Here is a 17,324-nt window from a genome sequence, read left to right on the forward strand (position 1 = left end):
AGTGCTTCCGCTCATTCTTCAACCACATGCACGGCAAGGGTCGCCGTCACTTCCGGATGAAGTTTCACGGGAACTTTCGTGACTCCAAGTGAACGGATGGGCTGGTCCAATTGAATCTTTCTCTTATCCACATTTATTTGATGCTGTTTCTTCAATGTCTCGCTGATTTGTTTGGAAGTGATGGAACCGAAAGTTCTTCCGTCTTTCCCCAATTTCATGGAGAAAGAAACCTTCATCTTGTTCAGCTTTTCTGCCAAAGCCTCTGCCTCTTTCCGTTCTTCCTCTTTACGCCTTTGTTCTCTTTGTTTTTGGTCCTTCAATGCATTCATATTTCCCTGGGTGGCCGCCACCGCCATTTTCCGCGGAATCAGGAAATTTCGGGCGTACCCTTCTGCAACCTCTTTGACTTCCCCTTTTTTCCCGGTACCTTTCACATCTTTCAACAAGATTACTTTCATCGGTTCACTCCCCCACTCTCTAAGGTTTCATTCAATACATCCAGCAACTTTTCTTTCGCTTCCGCCAAAGAGACTTGTTCCAGTTGGGAAGCCGCATTGGTCATATGGCCCCCGCCCCCCATTTTCTCCATGACCACCTGGACATTGATTTCTCCTTGAGACCGTGCACTGATGGAAACCAATCCGTCTTCTCTTTTGCCGATCACAAATGAAGCGCGGATTCCCTGCATATTGAGCAAAGTATCCGCCGCTTGGGCAATCAGCAATTGATGGTATTCCTCATCTTCCTTCCCGAGCGCCACGGCAATGTTGTCAAAATAAATTTCGGTGTTTTTTATAATCTCCGCCCTTTTCACATAATGCCCCAAATCCTCCTTGAGCAAAGACTGCACCATCATCAAGTCCGCCCCGTGGCGCCGCAAAAACGAAGCCGCTTCAAAAGTGCGGGACCCGGCACGAAAAGCAAAATTTTTCGTATCCACCACAATCCCGGACAACAAAGCAGTCGCTTCCAGTGTATCCATGGGCAGGCGGCCGTCTTGGTATTGCAAAAGCTCCGTCACCAATTCACAAGTGGAAGAAGCATAGGGTTCCAAATACACCAGCACCGGATCCGAAACAAAATCTTCCCCCCGCCGGTGATGATCGATGACCACGACCCGCTTGGCCTTATCCAACAAACGGGGTTCCATCACGAGCGAAGGTTTATGCGTATCCACCAGAATCAACAACGTGTCCGGATCATCCAGCCAATGCATTGCTTTTTCGGGAGAAATCAAATGGTCTTTCAGGTACTCATGATTTTTCAAGGCCATCAACAAGCGCTGAATGGACAGGTTGTCTTCATCCTCATCCAATACGATCGCCGCTTCACAATCATGGAGGGTGGCAAATTTGACCACACCGACGGCCGCTCCGAGCACATCCATATCCGGGCGCTTATGTCCCATCACCAGAACCCGTTTGCTGTCGCGAAACAAATTGCTCATGGCATGGGAAATCACCCTGGCCCGGACACGGGTCCGTTTTTCAACCGCATTGGTCTTTCCACCGTAAAAGGTAATCTGTTCGCCCGCATGGACAGCTGCCTGGTCGCCTCCCCGCGCCAGCGTGATGTCCAACGCCGCTTGTGCGTTTTGGACTCTTTCCGCCATGGTTTGGCCAACACTGGCTGCCCCAATGCTCAGCGTAATCGGAATTTTATTTTGACGGGTCATTTCCCGGACAACATCCAAAATTCCAAAACGGGATTTCATCAACTTCTCCAAGGATTTTTGTTGAGTGACAAAGAACATTTTATCTGTTTCAATTCGTTTGAGGGCGATATCATATTCCAGTGCCCATTTTGAGATCGCACTTGTCACGTTGGACAACAGCAAGGTGCTTTCCTGATCCGTCAAACCTTGACCGGCTTCATCAAAGTTATCCAAATGAATAAATCCCAAAACGGCCCTGTCATCATGCAACTGCTTTTTCAAACGGCTCAACTCGGTGATATCCCAGAAAAAGTACAGCCGTTCTTCCGACTGGGGAGTGACTTGATAAATATGCTCCCCCAACTCCATGGTAAAGCTCCCCTCTTTTTCCGAAGCATGTTGTTTCAAGGAGGGAAGCACCTCACCGATTTCCTTGCCCACCATCCGGTCAAGCCCTGTCATGCGCTCGACAAAGGTGTTATGCCACTCAATTTTTCCGTCCCGGTCATAAAGCAGGATCCCGAGCGGCAACTCGTCCACCGCCGTCTGTCCCGCATTCTTCACCCGGTTTCCAAGCGTCAGCACATACTCGGTAAAATCCTTGCGAAAGGCACGCTCGGCCCGGTACAAGACCCATGCCAACACTGTAAAAAAAACGAGACCGATCACTCCATAAATCCATTTGTACGTCGATAACAGCGCAATCAAAATCAGGCTGAAACACATGGCAAAAACCATGTGATAGCCATGCCATCTTTGTATCACAAACTTCGGCATCCTATACACCCTCAAACTATCCGATGCATCACAATATGCAACCGTTTCTCCTTCTTATTTTACCCTAGTTGGCACAAGGAGCAACTCCCCTTGTGAAACATCCGCGGTTCCATAAAGTACCTGTTGTCATTTCTGTATTCTTTTTCGCAAGGGTGTTCCTGTATCAATCATCCCCATCAGCAAAATAACAAAGGAAACCGGGGGAAACCACGCCAGCAAAACGGCCGGTGCCATCCACACCATGCTTCTTCGTTTCTGTTTCAGTAAAAACGCGATCAATGACAAGCCCTGGATAAAAAACAAGACATGCAAAATCAAGAGGGCGCTGATGATCCACCGGAAATTTTGCCCGTACTCCTCCGAGATCAAAAGCCACTGCAACAGCAACACGATGACAAAAAAATAAAAGAATACTTTCGGCAAACGCCACTCATAAAACGGAGGAAGCGATTTGCTTTCATATCCTTTAGCGACAAGCCGTCTTTTGGCGGCCGCAAACGTTATCAATACCATGGGCAACAAAGCCATCAACAAAAAGATGAGCACAAACGTTTCCACCGGCGGGATGATTTCCCCGGGCACCGACACTCCTGACTCTTGCAAAATTTTTTGGGCCTGATTCCATTCATTCAGCCACAGGGCATTCAACCGGTCAAAGAACCCGAAGGCCCATTGCATCACACTCATGGTCAAGACGGAGACGATCAATCCGCTGACCAATCCCCCCAGTACCACATCGGTTCCGGTCATCTTGGTTTGGGCATATAAATTTCCCATCACCACGCCGACACACCCGGCCGAAACGCCGAGCAGGATGTACCAAAGCGGAACACCGGTGAAAAACATGATGAGGAGGCTTAGCAGCGGAACAACCATTGCACTGACCGGCTGTTTCACGCGCAACATAAAAAAAGGAAAAGGAATGATCCACAATGCAAGCCATTGGATAAAAGGAATGTGAATGGAGGCCAGCAAGAAGAGAAACAGCCCTGTGTACAGGAAGCTGTCTTTTATCCAACCTTTGTCCATGTGCGGCAAATATCCGTCACCTCTTGTTCAGATACTCGTCCAATTTTGACAAATCACCATACCATTTCTCCAGCTGGTGCCCTTCCCGGGCATGTTCACGCAACTTTTGCGAAACCGACTGATCCAATTCGCTGAAAGAAAAACCCATTCTCCGTGCCAAAACATACACCGAAATCACCAAGCTGGACAAACTGTCTATCATCAAATGCTGATTGGCTGAATAAATTGCCCGGAACAAAACGGCAATTTGATCCAAGATTTCTGTCTTCAACCAATCCACAATCTTTATGCTCTTTGCGAATTGTAACCCCCGCTCAGGCCGACTCATTGGTTGCACTCCTCCAAAATCCAACATATTTAGGAGAAGTTTCCACAGATGATTCGCGTTTTCCTGCTTTTTATATGAAAAACAGGGGCGTCATCCACCCCTGCTTTCGATCAATCATTGGTATATGGCAACAGAGCCATTTGACGCGCACGTTTGATTGCACGTGTCAACTGGCGTTGATATTTGGAACTGGTTCCCGTTACACGACGGGGCAAGATTTTGCCGCGTTCGCTGATGAACTTGCGCAGCAAATCAACATCTTTGTAATCGATGTATTCGATTTTGTTCGCTGTAAAGTAGCAGACTTTACGGCGCTTATTCCCACGACGGCGTGCCATGAGACCATCCCTCCTCCCTTAAACCGTTTTTGTTCTCAGAAAGGAAGATCATCGTCAGAGATATCAATCGGTTGTCCGTCATCGGCAAAGGGGTCATCCAACGGCGTGTTCTGGCTGTAACTGTTTCCGTTCCGACTGTTGTCAGAAGCTCCAAAAGCACCGCCGGATTCCGCATTCCGGTTGCGCGGCTCCAAGAACCGGACATCTTCCGCGACGACATCGGTCGTATAGACCGTCCGTCCTTCCTGGTTCTCATATTTTCCGGTTTGCAAACGTCCGTCAATCCCTACCAACGAACCTTTCCGCAAATAGTTGGCACAGTTTTCCGCCAAATTCCGCCAAGCGACAATATTGATAAAATCCGCTTCACGTTCGCCGCGCTGATTCAAGTAGTTCCGGTTCACCGCAACATTGAACCGCACCACGGCGACACCGCTCGGAGTGTAACGAAGCTCCGGATCCCGCGTCAAACGCCCGACCAGGATGACCCGATTTATCATGACAAACCTCTCCCTTTCCCGTGATCAGCCTTTGAATCTATTCCAACGTTTCAATTATTTTTTCTCATCCACATTGATGATCAAATGACGCAAAATGTTGTCATTGATCCGGATCGTGTAATCAAGCTCGTCAATCACTTCGGCATCCGCCTGGAAGTTCACAACGGTGTAATAACCTTCGCGATAGTGATTGATCTCGTAAGCAAAGCGGCGTTTTCCCATGTCATCGGTATCCGTGATTTCACCTTTGTTTGCTTTGATGGTTTGCGCCACTTTTTCACGGGTTGCTTGCAATGTTTCTTCATCCACATCCGGACGAACAATATACATCATTTCATAGCTGTGTTGCATCTCTTTCCACCTCCTTCTGGACTTTCGGCCCTGCCTTCCTCGGCAGAGCAAGGAGCGTATCATCGCCCATGTACAATACGGTATTTAATTCTAACAAAGCCACCGTCATAAATCAATAAGGGGGATGCGCATCCGGCATTGAAATTTTTGCCCGTTCCGGTTTTCTCACCCTCAAACATTAAAACGGAACGTGATAATGTCGCCGTCCTGGACGATATAATCTTTTCCTTCCAACCGGAGCAACCCTTTCTCCCGGGCATTGGCCAGGGACCCGGAGCGAATCAAATCCTCATAGGACAAAACCTCCGCACGAATAAACCCGCGCTCGAAATCGGAGTGGATCACCCCGGCGGCTTGCGGCGCTTTCGTTCCTTTGCGGATGGTCCAGGCACGCACTTCTTTTTCCCCTGCCGTAAAGTAGGTCATCAATCCCAACAGGCGGTAGGCCGCCGCAATCAACCGGTCCATTCCGGAAGAACGGAGCCCCAGCTCTTCCAGGAATAATTGCCGCTCCTCTTGATCCAACTCGGCGATTTCCGCTTCCACCTGCGCACTGATCGGAACCACTTCAGCCCCTTCGGCGGCTGCAATCTCTCGGACCACCCGGACATATTCGTTGTTCTCCGGATCGGCAATATCCGACTCGTTCACATTGGCTGCATACAGCATATTTTTCATGGTCAGCAGGTTTAAGCTTTTGATCATTTTTTTCTCATCCGCGTCCAATTCCACCGTGCGGGCCGGTTTTCCCTCTGCCAACGCCTCTTTTAAACGCGTCAGGATGTCAAATTCCAAAATCGCTTCTTTATCGCCACTTTTCTTGATGCGCGCCACCCGGTCCAGCCGCTTTTCCACGGTTTCCAGATCCGCCAACACCAGCTCCAGATTGATCGTCTCAATGTCACCGGCCGGATCTACTTTTCCCGCAACATGCGTGATGTTTTCATTTTCAAAACAACGAACCACGTGGATGATCGCATCCACCTCGCGGATGTGGGACAAAAACTTGTTTCCCAACCCCTCCCCGCGGCTGGCTCCTTTGACCAACCCGGCAATGTCAACAAATTGGAAGGAGGTGGGGATCACTTTTTGCGGACCCACAATCTCTGCAATTTTCTCCAGTCGTTCGTCCGGAACATCAACCACGCCCACATTCGGGTCAATGGTGCAAAACGGGTAGTTGGCTGATTCAGCCCCTGCTTGGGTGATGGCATTAAATAAAGTGGATTTCCCCACATTGGGAAGTCCGACGATTCCTGTTGCTAACGCCACATCGGCTCCTCCTTGCTATTTATGAAATGGTTTTTCGCACCGGATTTTATGCCCCGTCAATCCTCGTCCATTATAGCGTAAAACGGGAGGTCTCTTCCATCCGCAAAAAGAGAACCTCCCTCCCGGGCTGATTCAGGGAGGGAAGTTCTCTTATTCCGGGTCTTTTGCCGAAACCAAAACCCGCTTCATTCTTCTTTCAAACCGGCTGCGCGGCAGCAAGACACTATGGTCACAACCGGTGCATTTCATCCGGATATCTGCGCCCATGCGAATCACTTTCCAGGCATTCGTTCCGCATGGATGAGGTTTTTTCATTTCCACAATGTCCCCTAAGCCAAATTCCTTCCTCTGCAATCGGGATCACTCTCTTTACTTATTTTATTGCTTCATTATAGAAAGAGCCCCGTTAAAATTCAACCGGACATTCCGGATGTCTCCCGCCTCTTTTCACCAGGCCGGTTTTCCGGAACCGGCTCCCACATGATCCGGCCGCTGAACCGGCAAACGAAAGTTTAGCTTGCAACAACCCATTCTTCTTTTTCTTTGAATCTATTTATATTTCATTTTGAAAGAAGCGCCTTCTTTTACGCCTGCAGAACTCGGCGGTATGTATATTTTCTCCTCTCCAGCCGTATACTGAATTTGAGATTTCAGAGTAAAGGAAGGGATCCCCTGAATGCGAGAAACGATGCCTCCCCGGTTCCGCGTAAAACCCCCCGGCCTCTTTCGGGTGGAATACAATGACCCTTATGCTCCACATCAATTTTCAAATCAATTGCAAAAATTAATGTCTGCTTTTTCCCCGTTTGAGGAAGTCGTCTGTGTCTCCATCGGGACGGATCGTTCCACGGGGGATGCGTTGGGACCGCTGGTCGGCTCCCTTTTGGAGAAAGATCTTCCCGATTCGCTTTCGGTGTACGGGACACTGGATGCGCCTGTTCATGCACTCAATTTGAAACAAACCCTTTCAAAGATTAAAGACTCTCACCCTCATGCACTGATCATCGGCGTCGATGCATGTCTCGGACAAATGAAAAATGTGGGTTGGATTCAAGCGGGGCCAGGTCCTGTGAAGCCCGGGGCCGGCGTCCATAAAAAATTGCCGGAAGTGGGCCAGATTCATATCACCGGCATCGTCAACGTGGCAGGATTTATGGAATACTTTGTCCTGCAGAACACGAGGCTGAACCTGGTCATGAAAATGGCCGAGCTGATTTCCTCATCCATCAGACAAGCCGTGTGCAAGCTGTCAGAAGAAAAACCTGTATATCTGCAGCCATGAAAAAAGGCGCCTTTTTCGGCGCACGACGCATGGGAAAGACCGGTCCCGGGTCAGCCGGCAAACTCCCGCGTCGAAACGGCAAACCTTTGGAGGCTTACAGGGAATATGCCTTGCTGATTTCCCGCACCGCTGCAAGCAGTTGATCCACTTCATCCTTGGTGTTGAAATACCCCGGACTCACCCGTACCGTTCCTGTTTCCGTCTTCAAACCGCGATGTTTCAATGCCGCACAATGAAAACCGGCACGCACCGCCATTTGATAATGCTGATCCAAGATCATGGCCACTTCATTGCTGTCCACACCCTGGATATTAAATGAAATCACAGGCAAAGCAGGCGGGGCATCCGTCACCAATTCCACCCCGTCGATCTCCCTCAATCCTTCCCAAAGCTGCCGGGTCAAAGCTTGTTCATGCTCACAGACCTCCCCGACACCGGTTTTTAATAAAAATTCCACCCCTTTGCCCAATCCCGCAATTCCGGGAGTATTGGGAGTGCCGCTTTCAAAACCCGTCGGACGGATTTGCGGCTGATCCATCTCTTCCGATTTCGTCCCGGTTCCCCCTTGCATCCAAGGGGTTAGCGGAACATTCGGGGCCACATACAAGCCTCCCGTTCCTTGCGGTCCCAATAAGCTTTTGTGTCCGGGAAATGCCAGCATGTCAATGGGCATTTGATCCAGTTGGTACGGAAACAAACCGGCGGTTTGGGCTGCATCCACCAGATAATAAATCCCCTGTTCACGGGCGAACTCCCCGATTTCCAACACCGGCAGGCATTCTCCCGTTACATTGGATCCATGGATGGTCACCAACAAGCGGGTATTCGGACGAATCTCTTTTTTGATTGCCGAAACCCAATCACCACCGGCATCCACATCCACCACACTCACACCGATCCCGTGATGATCCTGCAACCAAAAGGCGGGGCGTGCCACGGCATTATGCTCCCAACCCGTGATCACCAAATGGTCCCCTTCTTTCAATAATCCCTTCAACGCCTGATTGATGGCATGGGTGGTATTGAAACAAAACAGCAGATGCTGTGGATCATGAACGCCCAGCAATTCAGCCAATCTCCCGCGCGTCCCTTCAATGATGTCTTCCGCTTTCCGGGCCAGTTGATGCCCGCCGCGCCCGGGATTGGCTCCTGCATGCATAATCGCTTGTTGCACAGCTTCCGCCACTTCCGGAGGTTTCGGCCAGCTGGAAGCCGCATTGTCAAAATAAATCATGGTTCGTTTCTCCTTTGACTGTTAATCCGTCATCACCTGATCCCGGTTTAACATTTCAATCAAACGTTCCAGTTCCCGTTCGGAATAATATTCGATTTCAATTTTCCCTTTTTTCTTACCGTGTTTAATGCGCACCGGCGTGCTGAACACTTGCTGTAACATGTTTTCATAATGCTTGATGAAAGGATCTGCTGCTTTCTTCTTTTTCTTTTCCTTTTTCGGAACGGATTGATTCAATTGTTGCACCCATTCCTCCAATTGGCGGACACTGGGCTTTTCTTTTTTTACTTTTTCCGCCAGTTTCTTCATCAAATCACGGTCTTTGATTCCCAATAAAGCCCGGGCATGTCCCATGGACAATGTTCCACGTGAAACATCCTCTTGAATTTCCGGCGGCAGTTGAAGCAAACGAAGGAAATTTGCAACATGAGGCCGGCTTTTGCCCACCCGCGCCGCCAACTCTTCCTGCGTGATGGATAAATGCTCCATCAATTTTTGATAGGCACGCGCCATTTCAATGGGATTCAAGTCCTCCCGCTGAACATTTTCCACCAAAGCGATTTCCATCATCTGTTCATCGGTGAAATCGCGCACCACCACCGGAACCCGTTCCAGTCCGGCTTCCTGGGCGGCCCGGAAACGACGCTCTCCCGCCACAATTTCATATCCGCGAATGCTTTTCCTTACGATTAACGGTTGGACAACCCCGTGTTGTTTGATGGACTCTGCCAATTCCTGCAACGAGTCGGGATCAAACTCTTTCCGGGGCTGATAAGGGTTGGCTCGCAACTCGGAGATCTCCGCTTCATGAACGGTTTCATCCCCGTCTTCCACATCAATCGGTTGAAACAACGCCCCCAATCCCCGTCCCAAACCTTTAGAGTTGCTCATTATTCATCACCACTTCTCTGGCCAATTGATTATAACATTCCGCTCCCCGGGAGCGGGCATCATAAATCGTGATCGGCTTGCCATGGCTGGGAGCCTCACTCAGCCGGACATTCCGCGGAATCACCGTTTCATAAACTTTTTGTTGGAAATACTTTTTCACTTCTTCCATCACTTGGACGGACAGATTGGTGCGCCCGTCAAACATGGTCAGCAACACACCTTCAATTTCCAAGCCCTTGTTCAAATGTTTTTGGACAATGCGAATCGTATTTAACAGTTGTCCCAATCCTTCCAAAGCATAAAACTCGCATTGGATGGGAATCAGAACAGACTTGGCAGCCGTTAACGCATTCAGCGTAATGATCCCCAACGACGGAGGACAATCGATAAAAATGTAATCATAATGTTGGGTCGCATTTTTCAACGCCCTTTTTAACCGCAATTCCCGTGAGATGGCCTGAGACAGTTCAATTTCAACCCCTGCCAACTGAATGGTTGCGGGAATAATCGATAAATTCTCAACCTCAGTGGGCAAAACCACGTTTTCTGCCGGAACTTCATCCACCAAAACGTCATACACACACTGCTTCACGTCCGCTTTGTTGATCCCGAGCCCGCTGGTCGAATTCCCTTGCGGATCAATATCCACCAGCAAAACCCGTTTCCCCATCGCCGCGAGGCTTGCCGCCAGGTTGACCGAGGTTGTCGTTTTCCCAACGCCCCCCTTTTGGTTTGCAATTGCAATTACTTTGCCCATTCTCCCACCTCATTTTCGGACTTTTAGTTTTCCGAACCACACCGCCGAACCAGCCTATGTACGAAAAGAAAATGAGGCGAATCATTGCCTCACAGCCCCATCCGTTTCTTCTCTTATTTTAATGATAAAAAAGAAAGAAAAAAAGATAAAATCAAATTCATCATAACAGGAAGAAGATCCGTTTCCCGTCATTTGGGAAGGCGGATGACCACTTCAACGAAATGTTCATGTTCCCGTTCATCCACCATGACATCCATGCCCGTTTTCTTCACCAGATCCACCGATTGGCGGATGGTGTTCATGGCAATGCGAAAATCACGCGTGACCGACTTGCGTTTGGCCTGCTGTTTCTTGGTTTCCTTGACCAGAAGCTTTTTGACCCGTTCTTCCGTCTGCTTTACATTCCAACCTTTGGCCAAAATCTCTTCCAGTACTTGTTTTTGCAAAAACCCCTCTTTTAACGGAAGGAGCGCCCGTGCATGACGTTCGGTGATCATCCGCTTCTGCAATGCTTCCTGCACCTCGGCCGGCAGCTGCAAAAGCCTCAATTTGTTGGCGATGGTGGACTGCCCTTTTCCCAACTTTTGCGCGAGGCCTTCCTGTGTCAATTGATGAATCTCCATCAACCGTTGATAAGCATGCGCTTCTTCAATGGCCGTCAATTCCTCGCGCTGCAAATTTTCAATGAGGGATGCCGCCGCCGCCTGATGATCATCCATTTCCCGAATCACTGCAGGAATCCGTTTCAGCCCCAATTTTTTTACCGCACGCAATCTGCGCTCACCTGCAACCAACTCATAACAGCGTTCGGTGCGGCGCACCACGACGGGCTGAATAATCCCGTGCATACGGATGGTTTGGCATAATTCATCAATTCGTTCCTCATCAAAAATCGTGCGGGGTTGATAGGGACTGGGTTCAATTTCGTCCACGGGAATCTGCATGACTTGATCGGGATGAACCTCTTGTTCTTGTTCTTGCTCTTTCTCTTTCAGACCGAATAATCTCGTGAAAGACTGTCTCATGAACACAGACACCACCTTACGGTCAACTCAGGTCACGGAATCACCTAATATACCTTTTCGCTTTGATCGTTCAACCCCCTTCTTTCCCGAAACATTATAGAAAAAGATTCACATGTTCCACGTGGAACATGACCGGTTTCGTTGTATGATATGAGAGGAAAGTTTATCATGCCAAACCCGTTCCTTTCACCATTTGGTTAAAAAACAGGGGAGAATCCGGAAACTTTATCGTGGAAAGAAAAGTCTGATACATCGACGCAAACCTTCTCCCCCTGCCTTTCGATATAAAAGAATTTACAAATCTAAAAAACCCGTTATAAGCTGGTGAAGATTCACTTTATTCTGTTGACCCTTTACCTTCACAATTGATAGAATCGTGGGAAGAAGGGGATTTCATCACTTGAGGAGGATATTTCAAAAATGAGCGTACCTGTATACATAGGAAATGACCAAGGATACTATGGTACCAAAGTAGTGACCCGGGCGAATGGAAAGTTTTATAAAATGTTCATCCGGAACATGGTTGTGCCAAACCGTGTGGGGGAAATCACCTATAACAACGATCCCCATAACATCATGTACCGGGATCATGAAGGGGATCAAGAATGGTTCTGCGGAAAGTTGGCCATCGAGCAAGCCGGGGATGACGAACTTTTTGATTCACACAAACGCCGGCTCTTCAGCCCGACCTGGTTCCGGGAACAAGAATACCTGATCATGTTCCGTGTCAGCACCGGCCTCATGCTGCAAGGATCCACGGAACCGGTGGTCGCGGTCGCTTTGCCGACGGACAACTACATCGATTACAAAGATGAATTGAAACGCCGGCTGATCGGGAAACACAGTTTTGAAGTGAAACAAGGAAACTTGCCCTGGCGCAAAATCGAGTTTGAAATCAAACAAGAAAATCTTTTCGTCATCAGCCAACCCATGGCAACCTTGTTCCATATCGCCTTGGACCGCGAAGGAAAACTGCTCAATGAAGACTTGTTTATCCAAAAAGTGAGCATCAACGACTTGGGCTTTGGTACTTCGGACATCGAAACCCTGCACGGGGAAACGATTATCAAACGCCAAAGCTTCACCTCCCGCCATGCCATGTTGGGCGTATATCAAAACCTGGCGAAACGCTTGCTCGAATTCACCCGGAACGCGGATAAAGACGGAAACGGAAAAGAGTATCCGTTATGGAGCCTGCCCCGGATCGTCCGTTCCGGCGAAATCAGCTTTAAAGGAAAATCTTATGATGTCAGCGCCATCGTTCAGGAATCGATCAAGGAAGTGGGCGAAGCTTTGGTGGATGAAGTCTGGCACCGTCTGGACTATGGTGACGACATCACTTATATCATCCTCACCGGCGGCGCTTCGATTCCGTTCAAACCATTTTACCGGGAACGCTTTGGCGATAAACTGATCTTCTCCGAAGACTATGGAATTGAAGCCCAATTTGCCAACGGCTTCGGTTTGTGCAAATTTGCCCAATCCAAAGCGCGCACCGCATCATCCAAAGAAATGATGGAAGCAGCAGCCTCCATTCATCAAGAGTTCAACGTTCCTGATAAATTCGGGGACAACCAGCAAAAGAAAGATCGGAAATCCGGGAAAAAATAAAAAAACGATTCACCCCCCAAGGAAATCCTTGGGGGAAAACTTTTCATGGGCTTTCCATTGAGGAAATTTGTCAAATAAACAAAAATAATTATAGAGATTGTCGCTGAAAAAAGAGATAATAATTGAGAAAGAAGGTTGGAAGGGATCAGGCGACTTTAAGGAGGGCGGAGTAGATGTCACAATTTGAATCCCAATTCGATTGCATTCTTATCGGTACGGGCAATTCGGGAAAAGCGGCTGCCGATGCACTCAAAGAAAAGGGGAAAAACGCACTGTATATCGAATTGAAACCCGAGATGGTGGCAACGTTGATCAGCCAACAAGCCGTCGGGCAATCCACCGGATCAAGCAACCCCTCCTCACAAACAGAAACGCATGGAAACGGGGAAATCTTTGTACAAAAGCAAACGTTACATACCAATCAGCTTGAAACCAACACATATACTTTCCAAAGCAAACCGGCTGAAAATTTTTCTTATCAGACCGACTCTTTTTATGATGAATCGTCTCAGGCCGACCAAAGTTCCAGCGCCAAAGACATGGAAATCATCGAAGCTCAAAAAGTCGAATATGCGCCTCCCCACTATTCTTTTTTCACCAATCGCGGCCCTTTACGCAAAAAGACGTTGCGCCGTAAACAAAAGTTAAATTTCCAAGAAACCCCGGAAACAGGGGATGACTATCCGGTTTACCACTTGGAACGGGTTCAGTTGGGGGAAGAGGAAGAATCAAGCAATCACATGGAAGATCCCTGGAATCCGCCTTTTATCGACGAAGATCAGGAAAAACAAGAAGAAATGTATCTGGAACGGGAACAAAAACTTCGCAAAAAACGGACTAACAATCAGTGGATCCATTCATTCAACCAAGATGACGAGGAATCGCCGATGCAAACAGACCGTTCCTCTTTTTCGCCGGCAACGTACGGGCCTTCGGACAACCCGTTTTCTTCTGACTCGTTCCCTGATTTTTATTCGAACGGATTCCAAGCGGAGTCCGACAAAAACCTCCCATCGGATTATTACAAACCAAATGAACAAAACAAAGACAACCCGTCCAACGAACTCGTCCCGTTCGAGCCTTTTTCACCGCGCCGCCGGGTCCGCCAGGGAAAGCGAAGCCGATTGCAAAAAAAGCGGGGAGCGCTTGCGGAAAAAACAAACCAATCATTGACGGAAAATCATCAACAACAAGAAAACCAGTCCATGCTGTTTTCGGGAGAACCCGCCGTCCATGAAAAAAACCCCATCTTTCCCGACGGATCATCCGGTGTCCAATCCTTCGGGAATGAAGAAAAGATCGAGGCGCAACAACCGTTTTCCGCTTTTCAGACCAATGAAAGCAACGAGTCTGCATCCAGTTTGAAACGGGATGACATTGAATTTGAAGATGCTTACGGCGGCTACAGTTCGTGGGAAGAAATCATGACCCCTTATTCCCAAAACAGCCGGAAACGCCAAGAAATCGATAAAATCGAAAAGAGAAAAATCGCTTTGCGTGGATTGCACAATTTAATCAATAATATGGGTTAATCAAAGAAGCCGAATCACTCCCTGACTCCAAGAGCATTCGGCTTTCTTTTTATCTATGAAACGGGATTTTTAAACCAATGGTTGCTTGGCCGGGGTCCCTGCTTTCCGCGGATAAGCTTTGGGCGTGTGATCCCGCTTTTTCATCCACAACAAACTGCGCGTCCCCATCTCTTCCGGCAAGCGGAACTGCTTCACTTCCAGCGTCGTTTTCCCGAGGGTGTGCAAAGCCTTGCCCGCTTCTTCCATTTCCTCTTTCACATCCGGTCCTTTCATGGCGATGAAATGTCCCCCCACTTTGACAAACGGCAGGCAATATTCCGCCAGGACATTCAACCGGGCGACCGCACGCGCCGTGGCCAGATCAAAATTTTGCCGGTATCCTTTTTTCTTCCCAAACTCTTCGGCCCGTCCATGGATGCATTCCACCCGGGTCAATCCCAATTCCTCCACCACTTCGTTTAAGAAGTTGACCCGTTTTTTCAGCGAATCCAACAAAACCACCCGCAAATGGGGAAAAGCAATCTTTAATGCCAATCCCGGGAATCCGGCACCGGTCCCCACATCGATCACGGACCGGACCCGATTCAACGGAATGACGCGGGCCAAGGTTAATGAGTCATAAAAATGCTTGATGTAGACTTCCTTTTCTTCCGTGATTGCCGTTAAATTCATCACTTTGTTTTTTTCCACCAGGAGCTCATAATACCGGTGGAACTGCCGGAGCTGTTCATGGGACAGATGAATGTCCCATTCCGCTGTCTCTTGTTGCAACCAACTCCCCCAATGCATCCCCTGAAACCTCCTTTAAAAAAGCCTGACAAGATTGTCAGGCTTGATTTTCCGATATGGCATAAGCTTTTCCGCCTTGCTCAATATGCACCATCAAAATGGATATGTCCGCAGGGTTCACCCCGGAAATCCGCGAAGCCTGGCCCAAAGAAACCGGCTGTACTTCTTTTAATTTTTCCCGGGCTTCCGAAGAAATTCCCGAGATTTTATCATAATCCACCCAATCGGGAATCCGTTTTTCTTCCATCCGGCGCATTTTTTCAACTTGCTGGAGCGCTTTTTTGATATAACCTTCATATTTCAATTGGATTTCCACTTGCTCCATGACATCCGCCGGGAGCGGCTCAGGCGGCGGGGACATGCTGGCAATTTCTTTGTATCCCAATTCGGGACGTTTGATTAAGTTCGCCAGTTCCACCGCATTGTTGATCTCCGAGGTTCCCATTTCCTTCAAGATCGCTTGGACTTCAGGCTTCGGCCGGACTTTGGTTTCCCTTAAGCGTTGAATTTCCTTTTGGATCAATTCTTTCTTTTTGACAAACCGCTGATAACGCTCTTCCGGAATCAACCCGATTTCATAGCCCAATTCCGTCAAACGAAGGTCCGCATTGTCATGACGGAGCAACAAGCGGTATTCCGCCCGTGATGTCAACAGACGGTACGGTTCATTGGTCCCTTTGGTGACCAAGTCATCAATCAACACGCCGATGTAAGCTTGCGAACGGTCCAAAATCACGGGTTCTTTGCCTTGCACTTTACGGGCGGCATTGATTCCGGCCATGATGCCTTGTGCCGCAGCCTCTTCATAACCGGAAGTTCCGTTCAACTGTCCCGCGGTAAACAAGTTTTTCACCAATTTGGTCTCCAGCGAAGGCCATAGTTGCGTCGGAACGATGGCATCGTATTCGATGGCATAGCCGGTGCGGAGCATTTCCGCTTTTTCCAGCCCTTTGATGGTGTGGAGCACTTTTAACTGGACATCTTCCGGCAAGCTGGTGGACAGACCTTGGACATACATTTCCTCCGTGTCCCGTCCCTCCGGTTCGATAAAGATCTGGTGCCGCCCTTTGTCGGCGAACCGGACGATCTTGTCTTCAATCGACGGACAATAACGGGGTCCCCGCCCTTCAATCATCCCGGAATACATGGGGGCGCGGTGCAAATTGTCCCGGATGTAACGGTGCGTCTCTTCATTGGTGTACGTCAACCAGCAAGGCAATTGATCAGTGATGTATTCCGTCGTTTCATAGGAAAAAGCCCGTGGTTCCTCATCTCCCGGCTGAATGGTCATTTGACTGGTGTCAATGGATCTTTTGTTCACCCGGGGCGGGGTGCCTGTTTTAAACCGGACCATTTCAAAACCGAGTTCTTTCAAATGATAAGCCAGTTGGATGGAAGGCTGTTGGTTATTCGGGCCGCTTTCATAACTGATATCCCCGATGATGATTTTGCCGCGCAAATAAGTTCCGGTCGTCAAAATCACCGTTTCAGACAGATAGTGCGTTCCGGTCCGGGTGATGACGCCTTTGCACACGCCGTCTTCCACAATCAGCTTTTCCACCATTCCTTGCTGCAAACAGAGATTGGGTGTTGATTCCAGGGTTTTCTTCATCTCTTGCTGATACAGCACTTTGTCGGCTTGCGCCCTTAACGCATAAACGGCCGGTCCTTTCCCCGTATTCAACATCCGCATCTGGATATGGGTTTTGTCAATGTTTCTTCCCATTTCCCCACCCAGCGCATCAATCTCACGCACCACATGGCCTTTGGCCGGTCCTCCGATCGATGGATTACACGGCATGTAAGCAATGGTATCCAGACTCAGGGTCAACAGCAGCGTGGAACAACCCATCCGGGCCGCGGCCAAGGCGGCTTCGCATCCGGCATGACCGGCACCGATCACAATCACGTCAAATTTTTGGGATTGGGATGCATCCCTCATCCTGTTCACCTC

Annotated in this window: 18 protein-coding genes; 3 read left to right on the forward strand and 15 right to left on the reverse strand. The window is 48.9% G+C overall.

The genetic code is table 11. From position 1 onward, the window contains the following. Positions 1-11: 11 nt before the first annotated feature. The 9 genes from rplI to H1R82_RS03605 form a co-directional block, all read right to left on the reverse strand. Entirely contained in the window at positions 12-458 is a 447-nt protein-coding gene (rplI, locus tag H1R82_RS03565) for a 50S ribosomal protein L9 (RefSeq protein ID WP_181731240.1), read from the reverse strand. Further along, positions 455-2,431, reverse strand: coding sequence for a DHH family phosphoesterase (locus H1R82_RS03570; protein ID WP_181731239.1), 1,977 nt, complete (start codon positions 2,429-2,431; stop codon positions 455-457). Before H1R82_RS03570 ends, rplI begins: the two co-directional genes overlap by 4 nt. A 126-nt stretch (positions 2,432-2,557) precedes the next feature. Further along, positions 2,558-3,460, reverse strand: a complete 903-nt coding sequence (locus H1R82_RS03575) for a DUF2232 domain-containing protein (protein WP_232333932.1) — start codon at positions 3,458-3,460, stop codon at positions 2,558-2,560. Positions 3,461-3,476: 16 nt separating this feature from the next. Next, positions 3,477-3,788, reverse strand: a complete 312-nt coding sequence (locus H1R82_RS03580) for a MazG-like family protein (protein ID WP_181731237.1) — start codon at positions 3,786-3,788, stop codon at positions 3,477-3,479. Between the two features lie 110 nt (positions 3,789-3,898). Beyond that, a complete protein-coding gene (rpsR, locus tag H1R82_RS03585; RefSeq protein WP_037998203.1) occupies positions 3,899-4,126 on the reverse strand; it encodes a 30S ribosomal protein S18 in 228 nt (75 codons plus the stop codon). A gap of 35 nt (positions 4,127-4,161) precedes the next feature. Then, positions 4,162-4,626: a single-stranded DNA-binding protein gene (gene ssb / locus H1R82_RS03590; RefSeq protein WP_181821604.1), complete on the reverse strand. Its 465-nt coding sequence runs from the start codon at positions 4,624-4,626 to the stop codon at positions 4,162-4,164. Between the two features lie 54 nt (positions 4,627-4,680). Further along, positions 4,681-4,977: a 30S ribosomal protein S6 gene (rpsF, locus tag H1R82_RS03595; protein WP_181732960.1), complete on the reverse strand. Its 297-nt coding sequence runs from the start codon at positions 4,975-4,977 to the stop codon at positions 4,681-4,683. Positions 4,978-5,148: 171 nt separating this feature from the next. Continuing rightward, positions 5,149-6,249, reverse strand: a complete 1,101-nt coding sequence (gene ychF / locus H1R82_RS03600) for a redox-regulated ATPase YchF (RefSeq protein ID WP_181732961.1) — start codon at positions 6,247-6,249, stop codon at positions 5,149-5,151. Between the two features lie 150 nt (positions 6,250-6,399). After that, positions 6,400-6,603, reverse strand: coding sequence for a DUF951 domain-containing protein (locus tag H1R82_RS03605; RefSeq protein ID WP_181732962.1), 204 nt, complete (start codon positions 6,601-6,603; stop codon positions 6,400-6,402). A 322-nt stretch (positions 6,604-6,925) separates the two neighbouring features. Between H1R82_RS03605 and yyaC the strand changes: the two genes are divergently transcribed. Further along, on the forward strand, positions 6,926-7,531 hold the full coding sequence (gene yyaC, locus H1R82_RS03610) for a spore protease YyaC (protein ID WP_232334046.1): 606 nt from the start codon (positions 6,926-6,928) through the stop codon (positions 7,529-7,531). A gap of 94 nt (positions 7,532-7,625) precedes the next feature. Here the strand turns inward: yyaC and H1R82_RS03615 are convergent, their stop codons facing one another. From H1R82_RS03615 to noc, 4 genes are all read right to left on the reverse strand, one after another. Next, on the reverse strand, positions 7,626-8,765 hold the full coding sequence (locus tag H1R82_RS03615; RefSeq protein ID WP_181732963.1) for an aminotransferase class V-fold PLP-dependent enzyme: 1,140 nt from the start codon (positions 8,763-8,765) through the stop codon (positions 7,626-7,628). Between the two features lie 21 nt (positions 8,766-8,786). Further along, complete coding sequence (locus tag H1R82_RS03620; protein ID WP_181732964.1) at positions 8,787-9,656, reverse strand: ParB/RepB/Spo0J family partition protein; 870 nt, start codon at positions 9,654-9,656, stop codon at positions 8,787-8,789. Further along, entirely contained in the window at positions 9,643-10,413 is a 771-nt protein-coding gene (locus H1R82_RS03625; RefSeq protein ID WP_181732965.1) for a ParA family protein, read from the reverse strand. Before H1R82_RS03625 ends, H1R82_RS03620 begins: the two co-directional genes overlap by 14 nt. Positions 10,414-10,601: 188 nt before the next feature. Beyond that, a complete protein-coding gene (noc, locus tag H1R82_RS03630; protein WP_220215077.1) occupies positions 10,602-11,438 on the reverse strand; it encodes a nucleoid occlusion protein in 837 nt (278 codons plus the stop codon). Between the two features lie 420 nt (positions 11,439-11,858). On the opposite strand from noc, the gene H1R82_RS03635 reads away from it, so the two are divergent. Both H1R82_RS03635 and H1R82_RS03640 read left to right on the forward strand, forming a co-directional pair. Next, complete coding sequence (locus H1R82_RS03635) at positions 11,859-13,049, forward strand: ParM/StbA family protein (RefSeq protein ID WP_181732966.1); 1,191 nt, start codon at positions 11,859-11,861, stop codon at positions 13,047-13,049. Positions 13,050-13,222: 173 nt separating this feature from the next. Next, positions 13,223-14,581 carry a hypothetical protein gene (locus H1R82_RS03640; protein ID WP_181732967.1) on the forward strand — a complete coding sequence of 453 codons (1,359 nt, stop codon included), beginning with the start codon at positions 13,223-13,225 and terminating at the stop codon, positions 14,579-14,581. Positions 14,582-14,650: 69 nt separating this feature from the next. On the opposite strand, the gene rsmG is transcribed toward H1R82_RS03640, so the two are convergent. Together rsmG and mnmG are read right to left on the reverse strand one after the other, a co-directional pair. After that, positions 14,651-15,370 carry a 16S rRNA (guanine(527)-N(7))-methyltransferase RsmG gene (rsmG, locus tag H1R82_RS03645; RefSeq protein WP_181732968.1) on the reverse strand — a complete coding sequence of 240 codons (720 nt, stop codon included), beginning with the start codon at positions 15,368-15,370 and terminating at the stop codon, positions 14,651-14,653. 37 nt (positions 15,371-15,407) lie between these two features. Continuing rightward, positions 15,408-17,312, reverse strand: a complete 1,905-nt coding sequence (gene mnmG, locus H1R82_RS03650; protein WP_181732969.1) for a tRNA uridine-5-carboxymethylaminomethyl(34) synthesis enzyme MnmG — start codon at positions 17,310-17,312, stop codon at positions 15,408-15,410. Between the last annotated feature and the right edge of the window lie 12 nt (positions 17,313-17,324).

The organism is Thermoactinomyces intermedius (assembly GCF_013912365.1).
GTDB lineage: Bacteria > Bacillota > Bacilli > Thermoactinomycetales > Thermoactinomycetaceae > Thermoactinomyces > Thermoactinomyces intermedius.